At 74.1% G+C, this 16,184-nt stretch carries 11 protein-coding genes; 8 read left to right on the top strand and 3 right to left on the bottom strand.

The features are described from left to right. Positions 1-210 precede the first annotated feature (210 nt). The 6 genes from kdpF (at position 211) to ABZ321_RS13780 (ending at position 10,512) form a co-directional block, all read left to right on the top strand. A complete protein-coding gene (kdpF, locus tag ABZ321_RS13805) occupies positions 211-300 on the top strand; it encodes a K(+)-transporting ATPase subunit F (protein WP_344502038.1) in 90 nt (29 codons plus the stop codon). Then, a complete protein-coding gene (gene kdpA / locus ABZ321_RS13800; RefSeq protein WP_354891122.1) occupies positions 300-1,961 on the top strand; it encodes a potassium-transporting ATPase subunit KdpA in 1,662 nt (553 codons plus the stop codon). The genes kdpF and kdpA overlap by 1 nt, the downstream gene beginning before the upstream one ends. Beyond that, entirely contained in the window at positions 1,958-4,036 is a 2,079-nt protein-coding gene (gene kdpB / locus ABZ321_RS13795; RefSeq protein ID WP_354891121.1) for a potassium-transporting ATPase subunit KdpB, read from the top strand. The genes kdpA and kdpB overlap by 4 nt, the downstream gene beginning before the upstream one ends. Next, positions 4,036-4,905: a potassium-transporting ATPase subunit C gene (locus ABZ321_RS13790; RefSeq protein WP_344502035.1), complete on the top strand. Its 870-nt coding sequence runs from the start codon at positions 4,036-4,038 to the stop codon at positions 4,903-4,905. The genes kdpB and ABZ321_RS13790 overlap by 1 nt, the downstream gene beginning before the upstream one ends. A gap of 76 nt (positions 4,906-4,981) precedes the next feature. Beyond that, positions 4,982-7,633, top strand: coding sequence for a DUF4118 domain-containing protein (locus ABZ321_RS13785; protein ID WP_354891120.1), 2,652 nt, complete (start codon positions 4,982-4,984; stop codon positions 7,631-7,633). A 116-nt stretch (positions 7,634-7,749) separates the two neighbouring features. Continuing rightward, the gene (locus tag ABZ321_RS13780) at positions 7,750-10,512 is read left to right on the top strand and encodes a cation-transporting P-type ATPase (RefSeq protein ID WP_354891119.1); all 2,763 of its coding nucleotides are present in this window, start codon (positions 7,750-7,752) and stop codon (positions 10,510-10,512) included. Here ABZ321_RS13780 and ABZ321_RS13775 read toward each other — a convergent pair whose 3' ends face one another. Next, the gene (locus ABZ321_RS13775) at positions 10,513-11,292 is read right to left on the bottom strand and encodes a metallophosphoesterase (RefSeq protein ID WP_354891118.1); all 780 of its coding nucleotides are present in this window, start codon (positions 11,290-11,292) and stop codon (positions 10,513-10,515) included. Next, the gene (locus ABZ321_RS13770) at positions 11,289-12,644 is read right to left on the bottom strand and encodes a diacylglycerol kinase family protein (protein ID WP_354891117.1); all 1,356 of its coding nucleotides are present in this window, start codon (positions 12,642-12,644) and stop codon (positions 11,289-11,291) included. The genes ABZ321_RS13775 and ABZ321_RS13770 overlap by 4 nt, the downstream gene beginning before the upstream one ends. 192 nt (positions 12,645-12,836) lie before the next feature. Between ABZ321_RS13770 and ABZ321_RS13765 the strand changes: the two genes are divergently transcribed. Beyond that, positions 12,837-13,343 (top strand): DUF1269 domain-containing protein, encoded by a 507-nt coding sequence (locus tag ABZ321_RS13765; RefSeq protein WP_354891116.1) that lies wholly within the window; start codon positions 12,837-12,839, stop codon positions 13,341-13,343. Between the two features lie 90 nt (positions 13,344-13,433). On the opposite strand, the gene ABZ321_RS13760 is transcribed toward ABZ321_RS13765, so the two are convergent. Continuing rightward, positions 13,434-13,790, bottom strand: coding sequence for a metalloregulator ArsR/SmtB family transcription factor (locus tag ABZ321_RS13760; RefSeq protein ID WP_344502028.1), 357 nt, complete (start codon positions 13,788-13,790; stop codon positions 13,434-13,436). On the opposite strand from ABZ321_RS13760, the gene ABZ321_RS13755 reads away from it, so the two are divergent. Beyond that, the gene (locus ABZ321_RS13755; protein ID WP_354891115.1) at positions 13,783-16,146 is read left to right on the top strand and encodes a M28 family peptidase; all 2,364 of its coding nucleotides are present in this window, start codon (positions 13,783-13,785) and stop codon (positions 16,144-16,146) included. The two genes, ABZ321_RS13760 and ABZ321_RS13755, sit on opposite strands and share 8 nt — an antisense overlap. The last annotated feature ends 38 nt before the right edge of the window (positions 16,147-16,184 follow it).

Raw genomic sequence — 16,184 nt, 5'->3', positions numbered from 1 at the left:
AAACCGTCAAGGACGCGGTCGCGGCGTATGGATCGCATCAACGCATCTGGGCAGGGCATGCCGCCGGGGCTTCACTTCGGATGCGGCCGGACGTCGGCCGCGCGAAGTGGAATCAAGGAGGAGATCCCTCGTGGCTGACCTGTGGTTCGTGCTGCTGACGATCGCGTTGTTCGCGGTCCTCGGCCTGGTGGTGCGGGCGGTGGAGCGGCTGTGAACGCCGAGAACCTCGTCGGTCTCGTCCTCGCGGTCGCCCTGACCGCGTTCCTGGTGACGGCCCTGCTCTTCCCGGAGCGGTTCTGATGGGCACCGCGGGAGCGGGCGTCGTCTTCATCGCCTCGCTGATCCTCGCCCTGGTGCTGGTGTACAAGCCGTTCGGTGACCACATGTACCGGTCGGTGACCTCGGCCCGGCACACCCGCGCCGAACGGCTCGTCTACCGGGCCGTCGGCGTGAACCCCGACGGCGAGCAGTCCTGGGGCGTGTACGCCCGCAGCGTCCTGGCGTTCTCCGCCGTCTCGATCCTGGCCCTGTACCTGTTCCAGCGGGTCCAGAACCACCTGTGGCTGTCGCTGGGCTTCGACCCGGTCAAGCCCGACCAGGCGTGGAACACGGCGGTCAGCTTCGTCACCAACACCAACTGGCAGTCGTACTCGGGCGAGTCGACGATGGGTCACCTGGTGCAGATGGCCGGGCTCGCCGTGCAGAACTTCACCTCCGCCGCCGTCGGCATCGCCGTCGCGGTCGCCCTCGTCCGCGGGTTCGCCCGGTCCAGGACCGAGCAGCTCGGCAACTTCTGGGTCGACCTGGTCCGCATCTGCGTGCGGATCCTGCTGCCGGTCGCCGCCGTCGCCGCGGTCGTGCTCATCGCCGGCGGCGTCGTGCAGAACCTCAGCGGCGGCACCGACGTCACGACGCTGACCGGCGGCAGCCAGACCATCACCGGCGGGCCGGTCGCCAGCCAGGAGGTCATCAAGGAGCTCGGCACCAACGGCGGCGGGTTCTACAACGCCAACAGCGCCCACCCGTTCGAGAACCCGACCGGCTGGACGAACTGGATCGAGCTGTTCCTGATCCTGCTCATCCCGTTCAGCCTCCCCCGCACCTTCGGCCGCATGGTCGGCGACAGGCGGCAGGGGCTCGCGATCGCGGGCATCATGGCGATCCTCGCGATCGGCAGCGTCATCGCGATCAACGCCCTGCAGCTCGCGCACGGCGGGACGGTCCCCACCGCGGTCGGCGCGGCGACGGAAGGCACCGAGACCCGCTTCGGGGTGTCGCAGTCGGCGACCTTCGCCGCCGTCACCACGCTCACGTCGACGGGTGCGGTCAACTCGTTCCACGACTCGTACACGTCGCTCGGCGGCATGGTGACGATGCTCAACATGATGCTCGGCGAGGTGGCGCCAGGCGGTGTCGGCTCCGGCCTGTACGGCATGCTCATCCTCGCCGTCATCACCGTGTTCGTCGCCGGGCTGATGGTCGGCCGGACGCCGGAGTACCTGGGCAAGAAGATCGGCGCCCGCGAGATCAAGTTCGCGTCGCTCTACCTGCTGACCACGCCGGCGCTGGTCCTCGTCGGCACCGCCGTCGCGATGGGCTCGGCGACCGCGCGGGCGTCGATGGCCAACCCCGGCGCCCACGGCCTGTCCGAGGTGCTCTACGCGTTCACGTCCGCGTCGAACAACAACGGCTCCGCGTTCGCCGGCATCTCCGTCAACACCACGTTCTACAACACCGCCCTCGGGCTGTGCATGCTCCTCGGCCGGTTCCTGCCGATCATCCTCGTCCTCGGCCTCGCCGGCTCCCTCGCCCGGCAGACCCCCGTGCCGCAGTCGGCCGGGACGCTCAGGACGTACCAACCCCTCTTCATCGGCATGGTCGTCGCGGTCACGGTCATCGTCGTGCTCCTCACCTACCTGCCGGCCCTCGCGCTCGGCCCGCTCGCGGAAGGCATCCGATGACCACCCAGACCGTCGCCGGCGGGCTGCTCGACCCCCGGCAGCTGTGGAAGTCCACCCCGGACGCCCTGCGCAAGCTCAACCCGGCCACGCTGTGGCGCAACCCGGTCATGTTCATCGTCGAGATCGGCTCGGTCTTCACCACCGTCCTCGCCGTCCTGCACCCGAGCGTCTTCGCCTGGCTCATCACCGCCTGGCTGTGGCTGACGGTGGTGTTCGCGAACCTCGCCGAGGCCGTCGCCGAGGGCCGCGGCAAGGCACAGGCCGAGACGCTGCGCCGGGCGAAGCAGGACACCCTGGCGCACCTGCGCGACGGCACGACGAGAAGCGCGAGCGAGCTCCAGCAGGGTGACGTCGTGGTCGTCGAGGCGGGCCAGATCATCCCGGGCGACGGCGACGTCATCGAGGGCATCGCCTCCGTCGACGAGTCCGCGATCACCGGCGAGTCCGCGCCCGTCATCCGCGAGTCCGGCGGCGACCGCAGCGCCGTCACCGGCGGCACCAGGGTGCTCTCCGACCGGATCGTCGTGCGGATCACCCAGAAGCCGGGCGAGAGCTTCATCGACCGGATGATCGCCCTCGTCGAGGGCGCCAACCGGCAGAAGACCCCGAACGAGATCGCCCTCAACATCCTCCTCGCCTCGCTGACCATCATCTTCCTGCTCGCCGTCGCGACCCTGCAGCCCCTCGCCATCTACTCCAAGGGCGTGCAGGCGTTCGCGCCCGACAGCCTCGCCCTGAACGGCGACGGCGTCACCGGCATCGTCCTCGTGTCGCTGCTCGTCTGCCTCATCCCGACCACGATCGGGGCGCTGCTGTCCGCGATCGGCATCGCCGGCATGGACCGGCTCGTGCAACGCAACGTCCTGGCCATGTCCGGCCGCGCCGTCGAGGCCGCCGGCGACGTCAACACGCTGCTGCTGGACAAGACCGGCACCATCACCCTCGGCAACCGGCAGGCCGCCGCGTTCCTCCCCGCCGCCGGCGTCACCGACCAGGAGCTGGCCGACGCCGCGCAGCTGTCCAGCCTCGCCGACGAGACGCCCGAGGGCCGCAGCGTCGTGGTGCATGCCAAGACCGCGCACGGGCTCCGGGAACGCACCGCCGGGGAGCTCGGCGGCGCCGTCTGGGTGCCGTTCACCGCGCAGACCCGGATGTCCGGGGTCGACGTCGACGGCGACCGGCAGATCCGCAAGGGCGCCGCGGCGGCCGTCATGCGGTGGGTCCGGGACAACGGCGGGCACCCGACCAGCGACGTCGGCGCGATCGTCGACGCGGTCTCCGCGTCCGGCGGCACGCCGCTCGTCGTCGCCGAACGCACCGGCGACGGGCCCGCCCGCGCCCTCGGCGTCATCCACCTCAAGGACGTCGTCAAGCAGGGCATGCGGGAGCGGTTCGACGCGATGCGCCGCATGGGCATCCGCACCGTCATGATCACCGGCGACAACCCGCTGACGGCGAAGGCGATCGCCGAGGAGGCCGGCGTCGACGACTACCTCGCCGAGGCCACCCCCGAGGACAAGATGGCGCTCATCAAACGCGAGCAGGAGGGCGGCAAGCTCGTCGCGATGACCGGCGACGGCACCAACGACGCCCCGGCGCTCGCCCAGGCCGACGTCGGCGTCGCCATGAACACCGGCACCAGCGCCGCCAAGGAAGCCGGCAACATGGTCGACCTCGACTCCGACCCGACGAAGCTCATCGAGATCGTCGAGATCGGCAAGCAGCTGCTCATCACCCGCGGCGCCCTCACCACGTTCTCGATCGCCAACGACATCGCCAAGTACTTCGCGATCATCCCGGCCATGTTCGCCGCGATCTACCCCGGCCTCGACCGGCTCAACATCATGCGCCTCGACTCGCCGACGTCGGCGATCGTGTCCGCGGTCATCTTCAACGCCGTCGTCATCGTCGCCCTCATCCCCCTCGCGCTGCGCGGGGTGCGGTACCGGCCGGGATCCGCCGCGTCGATGCTGCGCCGCAACCTGCTCGTGTACGGCGCCGGCGGCGTCATCGTCCCGTTCATCGGCATCAAGCTCATCGACCTGCTCATCGCCTGGATTCCGGGGATCTCCTGATGCGCCTCCCAGCCTGGCTCAGCCAGCACCTCGCCGCCCTGCGCGCGCTGCTCGTCCTCACCGTCCTGCTCGGCGTCGTCTACCCGCTGCTCATGGTCGGCGTCGGCCGGATCCCGGGACTGTCCGGCCGGGCCGACGGCTCGCTCGTCGCCAAGGACGGCAAGACCGTCGGCAGCCGCCTCATCGGCCAGTCGTACACCGACGCGGACGGCCGCCCGCTCAGGCAGTACTTCCAGTCCCGGCCGTCCGCGGCCGGCAACGGCTACGACCCCACGTCGACGTCGGCGAGCAACCTCGGGCCGGAGAACGTCGTCGACACCCTCGGCGAAGGCGGCAAGCCGAGCCTGCTCACCCAGGTGTGCGCCCGCAGCAAGGCCGCCGGCGAGCTCGAAGGTGTCGACGGCGGCCGGCCCTACTGCACGCCCGGCGGGGTCGGCGCGGTCCTCGCCGTGTTCCACCGCGACGGCGCCACCGGCCCGGTGACCCGCGTCGTCAGCCTCAACGAGACGGGCCCCGGCGCGCCGTTCGTCGCCACCTACGACGGGGTCGCGGTCGAGCTCGCCGTGCCCGGCGAGGACTACAGCAAGGGCGTCGTCACCCCGGTCCGCGGCGGCGCACCGGACCGTCCGGCCGTGCCCGCCGACGCGGTCACCGCCAGCGGCAGTGGACTCGACCCGCACATCAGCGTCGCCTACGCCCGCCTCCAGGTGAACCGGGTCGCGGCCGCCCGCGGCATGTCGCCGGCGGACACGCAGCGGCTGGTCGACAGGTACACCACCGGGCGGGTGCTCGGGTTCGTCGGCGAGCCCGGCGTCGACGTCCTACAACTGAACCTGGCGCTCGACGCCGCGCACCCCGTCCGCGGCTGACCCGTGCCGGCCCGCCCCCACCCGGCGGCGGGCCGGCAACCTACAGAAGGCCACCTACAGAAAGTACGGTGCGAGCATGGCGCGCGGACAACTGCGGGTGTACCTCGGCGCCGCACCCGGCGTCGGCAAGACCTACAAGATGCTCGAAGAGGGCCACCGCCGGCAGCAGCGCGGCACCGACGTCGTCGTCGGGTTCGTCGAGACCCACGGCCGGCCCTTCACCGAGGCGATGCTCACCGGCCTGCGGGTGATCCCGCGCAGGGCGGTGGCCTACCGCGGCGCCGAGTTCACCGAGATGGACCTCGACGCGGTCCTGGCCGCCCGCCCGGAGGTCGCCGTCGTCGACGAGCTCGCCCACACCAACGTCCCGGGCGGCGGGCACGCCAAACGCTTCCAGGACATCGAGACGCTCCTCGACGCCGGCATCACCGTCCTGACCACCGTCAACATCCAGCACCTCGAGTCGCTCAACGACGTCGTCCAGCAGATCACCGGCGTGCCGCAGCGCGAGACCGTCCCCGACGCCGTCGTGCGGCGTGCCGAGCAGATCGAGCTCGTCGACATGACCCCCGAGGCGCTGCGCCGCCGCATGGCGCACGGCAACATCTACCGCCCGGAGAAGGTCGACGCGGCCCTGGGCAACTACTTCCGCGTCGGCAACCTCACCGCCCTGCGCGAGCTGGCCCTGCTGTGGCTCGCCGACAAGGTCGACGACCAGCTCGACCGGTACCGGGCCGAGCATCACATCGACGCCACGTGGGAGGCCCGTGAACGGGTCGTCGTCGCCCTCACCGGCGGCCCGGAGGGCGACACCCTCATCCGGCGGGCGGCCCGGGTCGCCGCCCGTACCAAGGCCGCCGATCTCCTCGCCGTCCACGTCATCCGCGGCGACGGGCTCGCCGGGGCGGACCCCGCGAACCTCGCCCGGCAACGCGTCTTGGTGGAGACCCTCGGCGGCACCTACCACCAGGTCGTCGGCAACGACGTGCCCGCCGCGCTGCTCGACTTCGCCCGCGGCGTCAACGCCACCCAGCTCGTCCTCGGCGCCAGCCGGCGCAACCGCTTCGCGCAGGTGCTCTCCCCCGGCGTCGGCGTGACCACCACCGCCGGGTCGGGCTCGATCGACGTCCACCTCGTCACCCACGAACAGGCTCGGCGCGGCCGGCTCCGCCACGGCGGCCCCGGCGGGCTCACCCTGCGGCGGCGGCTGGCCGGCGTCGCGCTCGCCGTGCTCGGCCTGCCGCTGCTGACGGTGGGCCTCACCGCGGTCCAGGCGGACATCTCGCTGCCCAGCGACATCCTCGCGTTCCTCATCCTGACCGTCGCCGTCGCCCTCGTCGGCGGCCTGTGGCCGGCGCTGCTCGCCGCCGTCGGCAGCTTCCTGCTGCTCAACTACTACTTCACGCCGCCGCTGCACCGGTTCACCGTCGCCGAGCGCGAGAACCTGTTCGCGCTGCTCGCCTTCGTCCTCGTCGCCACCGCCGTCTCCACCGTCGTCGACCTCGCCGCCCGGCGCACCAGGGAGGCGGCGCAGGCCCGCGCCGAGGCGCAGACCCTGTCCACGCTCGCCGGCGGCGTCCTGCACGGCGACCGGCCGCTGCCGGCGCTGCTCGAACGGGTCCGCGAGGCCTTCGGCCTCACCAGCGTCACCCTGCTGCAGCGCCGCACCGGCGAGGACGCCGGGCCCGAGCCACGCGGCGACACCGGCGCGTGGCAGATCGCCGCCACCGTCGGCGGGCAGCCGTGCACGTCGCCGGCCGACGGGCAGTCCGAGGTGCCGATCGACGAGGACCTGTCGCTGGTGCTGCGCGGCCCCATCCTCGCCGCGGCGGACCGGCGCCTGGTCGAGGCGTTCGCCGCGCACGCCGCCATCGCGCTGCGCCAGCAGCGGCTGTCGGAGCAGGCCGCCGCGGCCGGGAACCTCGCCGAGGTCGACCGGCTGCGCACCGCGCTGCTGTCCGCGGTCAGCCACGACCTGCGCACCCCGCTCGCCGCCGCCAAGGCCGCCGTCGGCAGCCTCCGCAGCCCCGACGTCGAGTTCTCCGCCGAGGACCGCGAGGAGCTGCTCGCCACCGCCGAGGAGTCCCTGGACAAGCTCAACCGCCTGGTCGAGAACCTCCTCGACATGAGCCGGCTGCAGGCCGGGGCGCTCGGCATGCACCCGCGGGCGATCAGCGTGGGTGAGGCGATCCCCCGCGGCATCGACGACCTCGGCGACGCCGCCGCCGGCGTCCGGGTCATCGTCCCCGACGAGCTGCCCGAGATCCACGCCGACCCGGCGCTGCTGGAGCGCATCCTCGTCAACGTCCTCGCCAACGCCCTGCGCCACAGCCCCGCCGACCGGCCGCCGCTGATCACCGTCAGCGAGCACGCCGGCCTGGTCGAGGTCCGCGTCGTCGACCACGGGCCCGGCGTACCCGCCGCCGACCGGGACCGGATCTTCCAGCCGTTCCAGCGCCTCGGCGACCGCGACAACACCACCGGCGTCGGCCTCGGCCTCGCCCTGTCCCGCGGCCTCGCCGAGGCCATGGGCGGCAGCCTCGAACCCGAGAACACCCCCGGCGGCGGGCTCACCATCACCCTCACCCTGCGCACCGCCGAGCTCGACGCGCGCCGCCGGTCCGCGACCCCCGACGAACGGGCCGACCCCGCGCTGCTCGACCGGCTCGACGCGTACACCCACGACCACCGCACCGGATCGCCGGCGGACCCCGGATCCGCGCGCTGACCGACGCTCGTCACCGTCTTCGTCCTTCAGGGATCAACGGCCGCCGAATGGGTATTCGGGGCCTCCCCCGCCGGATCGTCACGCGGACCTCAGGAGGCGACACGTTCATGGTCACGATGTCGACCAGGGAGGCGGAAGCGCCGCCCTTCCACGCGCTGTCAGTCACGGACACCCTTGCGGTGGAGCACGTCGAACCGCGCTCCGGCCTGTCGGACAGCGAGGTGGCGGCGCGTCGTGCCACCTACGGTCCGAACCGGCTGGCCGGGTCGCGCAAGGAGTCGTGGTGGCGGGCGTTCGGGCGGCAGTACGCCGACCCGATGCAGATCGTCCTGCTGTGCGCCGGGATCGGCAGCCTGTACCCGCTGCGGCAGCTCGGCACGGGGCTGCTCCTGCTGCTGCTCACCCTGTTCAACGCGGCCCTCGGGATGCGGCAGGAGGGCAAGGCCGCGGCGGCGGTCAGCGCGCTGCAGAAGATGATGATCGTCAAGGCGAAGGTCCGCCGCGACGCGCAGCTGACCGAGGTCGCCGCGGAGGACCTGGTGCCGGGCGACGTGGTGCTGGTCGAGGCCGGTGACCTCGTGCCGGCCGACGGGCGCCTGGTCAGGTCCACCGGCCTCGAGATCGACGAGTCCGCGCTGACCGGTGAGAGCGTCCCGGTCGCCAAGGACGCCGAGTCCGTGGCCGGGACCGAGGCGGCGCTGGGCGACCGGGTCGACATGGTGTACATGAACACGAACGTCACCCGCGGGACCGCCGAGTTCGTGGTCACCGCGACCGGGATGGCGACCGAGGTCGGGCACATCTCCGGGATGCTGCAGACGGCCCAGGACGCCGAGACCCCGCTGACCCGCCAGCTGTCGCGGCTGACCAACCAGATCCTCATCGTCGCCGGCGTCGCGCTGGCGCTGTCGATCGCGCTGAACCTGTCCCGCGGCAACGCGTTCGACGTGGTGTTCCTCGCCGCGGTCGCCTTCGCCGTCTCGGCCATCCCGACCGGCCTCCCCGCGGTCGTCACCACGATCCTGTCGATGGGGACCCAGCTGCTCGCCCGGTCCAACGCGATCGTCAAGCGGCTGCGGTCCACCGAGACCCTCGGGTCGACCTCCGCCGTCAACTCCGACAAGACCGGCACGCTGACGCTGAACCAGATGACCGCCGTCGAGCTGGCGATCCCCGGCCGCCGGTACGCCGTGTCGGGCGGCGGCTACGGCATCGAGGGCGACATCCGGCACACCGCCGGCCAGCCCGACGTGCCGCTGGAGCCGTTCCTGCTGCCGATGGCCCTCGCCGGCGACGCCGTGGTGCGTGACGGCGAGCTGATCGGCGATCCCACCGAGGGTGCGCTGGTCGTGCTCGCCGAGAAGGGCCACGTCGACGTGGTGTCGACGCGGCAGCGGTACCCGCGCCTGGCGGAGGTGCCGTTCGACGCCGCGTACAAGCTGATGGCGACGTTCCACCGGATGACCGACGACACCGGCACCGACGTGGTGCGCGCCTACGTGAAGGGCGCCCCGGACCAGCTGCTGGCCCGGGCGGCCACGGTGCTCTGGCCCGGCCTGACGCCCAGCCCCCTGGACGACGAGCTGCGCGGGCGTTACCTGGCCGAGAACGAGCGGCTCGCCGCGCAGGGGCTGCGGGTCATGGCCACGGCCCGCAAGGACTTCCCCGCGGCCGGCTTCGACCCGCAGGCCGCCCTGCTGGAGACCCTCGACGAGCTGACCCTGCTCGCCCTCGTCGGCATCGTCGACCCGCCCCGCCCGCAGGCGAAGGCCGCGATCGCCACGGCGAAGGCCGCCGGCATGCGGGTCCGCATGATCACCGGCGACCACGCCGTCACCGCCGCCGCCATCGCCGGGCAGCTCGGCATCGACGGCCGGGCGATCACCGGCGCCGAGTTCGGCGCGATGAGCGACGACCAGCTGAGCCGCGACATCGACGACATCGGGGTGATCGCCCGGGTGACCCCGGAGCACAAGGTCCGCCTCGTGGAGATCCTCCAGCGCAAGGGCCACATCGTCGCGATGACCGGCGACGGCGTCAACGACGCGCCCGCCCTGAAGCGCGCCGACATCGGCATCGCGATGGGCATCACCGGCACCGAGGTCTCCAAGGAGGCCGCCGCGATGATCCTCACCGACGACGACTTCGCGACCATCGTCAAGGCGGTGGAGATCGGCCGGGCGCTGTACGACAACCTCAAGCGCTACGTCCAGTTCCAGATGGGCGCCCTCATCGGCTTCATCGCCACGTTCCTCGGCGCCAGCATCTTCAACATCGCCGCCGGCGTGCCGTTCCTGCCGCTGCAGACGCTGTGGGTGAACTTCACCACCCAGGTGTTCCAGGCGATCGGCCTCGGCTACGGCAAGCAGGACGCGGACCTCATGCGCCGGCCGCCCCGCCGCTCCGGCGAACCGCTGCTGCCCAACCGCACCCTGCTCTGGCTCGCCTTCCTCGGGCTGGTGCTGGGCGTGGTCACCCTGGCCGTCATCGCCTGGGCCGGGCCCGCGTACGGGACCGGCGTCGCCCGCACCATGGGCCTGACGACGTTCTCGCTGCTCAACCTGGCGCTGTCGTTCACCGTCCGCAGCGACGTGCGGTCGGTGTTCACCCTGGAGACCTTCGACGACCGACGGTTCCTGGTCACCAGCGGCATGTCGGTCATCGCGACCATCATCGCCACCGAGCTCGGCCTGCTGCAGCGGATGCTCCACACCGTCAGCCTCAACCTGACCCAGTGGCTGGTGTGCATCGTCGCCGCCCTGTCGGTGATCGTGGTCACGGAGGTCCGCAAGCTGGTGCTGCGGCACCGGCACCCGGCGCCGGCCGGTGCCACGGCCAGCGCCACGACCGCGGCCACGGACACCGCGGCGGCCGGCTGATCAGCGCTCGTAGGCGGCGGTGCGGCCGGTGCGCCACGACCCCGCGACCTCGACGCGGTGCTCGACGTGGATCCGCCGGTCGTCGATCCGGATGACGGTCCACGAGCGGGGCGCGCCCCGCAGCCGCAGGCTCGTCGCCGTGCCGGCCACCACCTCGACCGGTCCGCGGCCGGCGGGCCGGTCACGGCGGCGGCTGGCGGGCAGGTGCGTGTGCCCGGCCAGCACGAGATCGACGCGGGCGGCGGTGGTGGCGCGCAGCAGCGCCGCCCGCCCGGCGATGCGGGCCGGGCCGCGCGTGAACGGCGGATGATGCAGCGCCAGCAGCCGGACCGCGCCGGCGGGGGCGGCGCCGAGGAAGGTGGCGACCGTCGCCGACTGCCGGCGCGACACCCGGCCGCTCTTCCACCGCCAGCGGGGCATCGACTGCAGGCCGAGCGCCCGGATGCCCGGCAGGTCCAGCCGCGGGTCGAGCTCGGGTTCGAGCCGGGCGCGGTACCGGTCGTACGGCGCGACGAGCCGGCTGGGGCGCAGCAGCGGCACGTCGTGGTTGCCGGCCACCACGAGCAGCGGTGCCGGGAGCCGGTCGAGAAAGGTCCGGGCCTGGACGAACTCGGCGTCCCGGGCCCGCATCGTGCAGTCGCCGGTGACGACCACCAGGTCCGGCGCGAGGGCGGCCACGTCGTCGACGAGCGGGTCCACGACCGCCGGCGCATGCCGCCCGAAGTGCAGGTCCGACAGGTGCGCGACGACCAACGGCGGGCGCCGCGGCCCGCCGTTCACGACCGCCGGTCCTCGCCGGCGGTGGGCGCCGTCCGGTCCCCGCCGGTGGTGAACGCCAGCCGCCACAGCCGGCGCCAGTCGACCCGCTGGCGGGGGCGGCGGACCGGCCTGGACCGCGGCACCCGGACCCGCAGCGCACCGGGCTGGATGCGGCACCGCACCGGCGTGGGCAGCAGGACCGACTCGCCGTCGATGCCGACCGGGACCGACGGCGCGTCCGCCTCGACGACCGCCGCGCCGGCGGTGAGCTGGGTGAGCCGCTCCGACCGGGTGCCGCGCACGAGCATTGCCGCGTCGGCGGCGTTGTTGACGGTGACCGCCAGCACGCCGAGCGCCCCGCCGTCGAGCCGCTCCCGGCGGCCCAGCCCCACGAGGTCGTTGCTCGCGTACGGGTTGTTGCTCACCAGGACGGCCTGGGCGCCGGTGACCTTCGTCCCGCCGGTGGACAGCCGCAGGGCGACGCCGTCGCGGCCGGCGAGCAGGTCCGGCAGCATGTCCAGCGCCGTCGCCGCCTTGTCCTGCCGGTAGCCGGGGCTCTGCACCACCTCCGCGTAGGCGCCGAAGGAGGCGTTGTTGACGAACATCCGGTCCCCGGCCCAGCCCACGTCGACCCGGAGCTCGACCCCGTCGGTCAGGGCGTCCAGGCACCGGGCCGGGTCCCTGCGGTCGAGGCCGAGGTCCATCGCGAAGTGGTTGCGCGTGCCGGCGGCGACCACGACGAACGGCAGGTCGTGCTCCACCGCCACCCGGGCCACCGCCGCCTGCGTGCCGTCGCCTCCCGCGACACCGAGCAGGTCGGCGCCGGACCGCACGGCCTGCTGGGCCAGCGCCGCGACGTCGACCTCCCGCGGCCCCTCCAGCAGCACCACCTCGGCCCCGAGCGCGCGGGCCTTGCCGGCGAGGTCGTGCCGCTCCACCTTCCCGCCGCCCGAGCGCGGGTTCATGATCAGGAACGGGTGGCGCGGCGGCGCGGCGACGGCGTGCTCGGCCGTGCCCGGGCGTGGCAGCGCCGCCCCGGCCGCCGTGACCGCCAGCGCCCAGAGGCCGGCGCAGACCAGCGCCACCAGCAGCAGCCCGGCGTGGGCGTACAGGACCACGACCGTCACCGGGGCCGCGACCGCGACCAGGCCGGCGAGCACCCGGCGGGCGCCGCGGTACGCGAGGGCCGCCCACACGCCGGCGAGACCGGCCCCGGCACCGGCGACCGCGACCGCCACCAGCACGACGCCGCGGAGCCCACCGGCGGCGACGAGCAGCCCGACCGCGGCGACGGCCGACACCATCGCCAGGCGGGCCAGCCACCGCGCGGCGCCGTCGCTCCCCGGCCTGTTCCCCTTGCCGTCCGCCGGCATCGACCAACCTCCCGAGCCCGTCCCGCCTCGCGTCTGACGCTCCCCCCGGCGCGGGCGGGCGCCGTCATCAGGCGCGGGTGACGTGCGGGGCGGCCCACGCCGCGTCCGGTCACTCGACGCAGGCGAGGCGGTTCGGCACCGGCGTGGCGAGCGTTGCAGGTGACACCACGACAACAGGTGAGAGGAGCCACCATGAGCGAGATCATCGCGATCGAGTACAGCGACATCCCCACCGCGAAGACCGCCCGGGAGAAGATGATCGACCTGCAGCGGCAGGGGCTCATCACCCTGCGCGACGCCGCGGTGGTGGAGGTCAACGCCGGTGGCAAGGTCAAGGTGCACCAGGCGGCGTCCGCGACCGGCATCGGCGCGGCCGGCGGCGCGATGTGGGGCGGCCTGATCGGGCTGCTGTTCTTCGCCCCCTTCCTCGGCATGGCGATCGGCGCGGGAGCCGGGGCGCTCGCCGGGAAGAGCGCCGACGTCGGCGTGGACGACACGTTCATGAAGGACCTCGCCGGCACGCTGCAGCCGGGCTCGGCGGTGCTGTTCCTCCTGGTCGACCAGATCACCGTCGACAAGGTCGTCCAGGAGATGGCACCGCTCCAGCTCGGCGGCCGCATGCTGCGCAGCTCGCTGAGCCGCGACGCGGAGCAGCGCCTGAACGACGCCGTCGACGCCGCCCGCCTCGCGCACGTCTGAGGCGCGGCCGGCCCGGGGCGTGCGGCGGTCCGCCGCCGTCCCGGGCCGTCGCATGCCCGCTCCCGGCCCGGGCCGCCGGCCGGGTCGGTGTCAGGCCGGGTCGGTGACGGTCAGCAGCGCGGCGAGCCGGCGCATGATGCCGGGCCGGGCGCGGTAGTAGACCCAGGTGCCGCGGCGGTCGGCGGAGACGAGGCCGGCCTCGCGCAGGGTGCGCAGGTGGTGGGAGATCGTCGGACCGGACAGGTCGAACGCCGGGGTGAGGTCGCAGACGCAGATCTCCCCGCCGTCGGCGGAGGCGATCATCGACATCAGCTGCAGCCGGACCGGGTCGCCGAGGGCCTTGAACGCGGGCGCGAGGACGGCCGCGGTCTCCGCCGGGATCCGGTCCTGGGCGATCGGCGGGCAGCACGGCGCGTCGACAACGTTGAGGTCCGTGAGGGTGAGCACCACCGGCCTGCCGGCCCCCGCCCGCGGGCTCGGCGCGCTCCTCGACGCGGTGTCCGGCGCGCGGATGGCCGCCACCGTCGCCACCCTGGCCGGCAGGCCGTTCACCGGCCGGCGGGTCGGCACGGCCGGTGCCGCCGCCGCCCGCGCCTGGCTCGACCGGCGCCTGCGCGACCTCGGCGCCGCGGTGACGGTCGAGCCGTTCACCGCCCCGCGCGTCCCCGAGGTGTACGCCGCGCCGGCCGTCGAGTGGCACGACGGCACCGCGCACCACCAGCTCGGCTTCGGCCGCGAGGTGGCGGTGCACCTCGCGTCGGCCGACCAGCCCCTCGCCCGGCGTGGCGACCCGGCCGTCGCCGGAGCGGGCGACCCGACCGGCCGGTGGCTGCTGGTCCCGGCGGGAATGCCCCTGTCCGACGCCTACGGTCACGCCCACGGCGCGCTCGGGCTGCTGGTCGGCCGGCGCGTGGACGCCGAGGGCTGGCAGTACACGATGCTCGCGGGGCCGGACCCCGGTCCGCTGCCGGTCCTCACCCTGGACACCGCCACGCACGCGGCGGTCCGGCCCGGCGGCTGGTTCGCGACGAACACGCCGATCCGCCGCCGGGACGCCGCGGCGGCCAACGTCCATGCCCGCTGGCGCACCGCCGGGCCCGGGCGACCGGACCTGCCGCTGACCGCGCACTACGACGGGGTCGGCGACCATCCGAGGCTGTGGCAGCCGGGCGCGGCCGACAACGGCAGCGGCGTCGCCGTCGTCCTGGAGACCGCCCGGGTCCTCGCCGGGGCCGGGGCGCTGCCGGACGGGGCCGGGCTGTCGGTGGCGCTGCTGGACGGCGAGGAGGCCGGCGCGCTCGGCTCCGCCTGCCACGCCGCGCGGCTGCGCCGGGCCGGGGCGGCGCCCCTCGTCGTCAACGTGGACGGCGCCGGCCACCTCGACCGGGCGGCGGCGGTCGAGGCCGGCGGCCCCGCGCACGGGCTCCTGGCGGCGCTCGACCAGGCCGGACGGCACACCGGGCTGCCCCTCGCGGCCGGGCCGGTCGCCTCGGACAACCGCCGCTACGCCGCCGCCGGGCTCGCCGCCGCCGGGCTCGCCGCCGTCGGTCCCGGCGCCGTCGGCGTCGGCGCCGGGATGGCCGGCTACCACAGCCCGGCCGACACCGCCGACCGCGTCGAGACGGCCACACTCACCGCGGTGGCGCGGCTCGTCGTGGCCACGGGGTGGCTCGCCGGCGCCGCGCAAACTACAGTTCCCCGGCAAGCGCTACCTCGACTGGCAGCTCGACGACCCCGCCGGGCAGGACCTCGACGCCGTCCGCCCGATCCGCGACGCCATCAGGGCCCGCGTCGAGCAACTGCTCGCCGAGCTGCCCACCGACGCGCGCTGACGGCACCGCCACCCAGGCCCGGCGCCGGACGCGGACGACGTACCGGCCGCCGGGATAGACTCTGCGCACCGGGTACAGGCTGGGAGGTGGGCGTGGCGCAGGCGGCGGCAGGCATCGTCGCTGAGCTGTGCCGGCGCATCGCCGCGGGCGAGCTGCGGCCGGGTGAGACCGTGCCGTCGACCCGGGGCGTCGCACGCGAGCTGGACCTCCCGGTGAGCGCCGCCGCCCGCGCGCTGGCGATGATGCGGCAGGACGGTCTCGTCGAGGACGCCGGCGGGGCGGGCCCGGTGATCACCGAGCAGGCTCCCGGGATCGCGTCCGGCTGGCGGCCGCCCGCCCGGCGGCGGCGTTCCTCGCCCGCGGGTGCGGAGTTCCTGGCGCTGGCGGTGCGCACGGCGATCGAGTCGGCCGACGCGGACGGGCTCGCCGTCACGTCCGTCCGGCGCATCGCCGTCGAGCTCGACACGGACTTCGCGACGGTGCGCAAGCACGTCGGCGACCGGGCCCAGCTGGAGGTCCTGATGGCCGACGCGATCTTCGCCGGGCACGAGCCGCCGGCGCCCAGCGGGGACTGGCGGGCGCAGCTGGAGGCGCTGTGCCGCGCGCAGCTGCTGATGTACCGCCGCCACCCGTGGCTCGCCGAGGCCGTGTCCTTCAGGAAGCCGCTGCTCAGTCCGCATGTGGCCGAGCACACCGAGTGGGCGGTGCGCGCGCTGGCCGGTGCGGGGGCGGCGCCGGACACCGCTCGGCGCGTCGCCGTGACCACCGCGAGCTTCGTGCGCGGCCACGCGATGCGCCTGGCCCAGGAGCAGCGCCACGACGAGCTGCAACACGAAGAACCGCAGCACGAAGAACCGCAGCACGGAAAGCCGCGGCACGGGGAGCCCGCAGCGGACGTGGAGCGGGGCACCGCGCTGTTCGAGTTCGGCCTGGAGCGGCTGCTCGACGGCTTCGCGCGCCTGGTGCCATAGGCGACGACGGGAAACGAAGGCGCGGCTAGAGTTGGGCC

Source organism: Dactylosporangium sp. NPDC006015, assembly GCF_040614215.1.
GTDB classification, from domain to species: Bacteria; Actinomycetota; Actinomycetes; order Mycobacteriales; family Micromonosporaceae; genus Dactylosporangium; species Dactylosporangium maewongense.
This window is presented reverse-complemented; position numbering and strand designations above follow the sequence as displayed.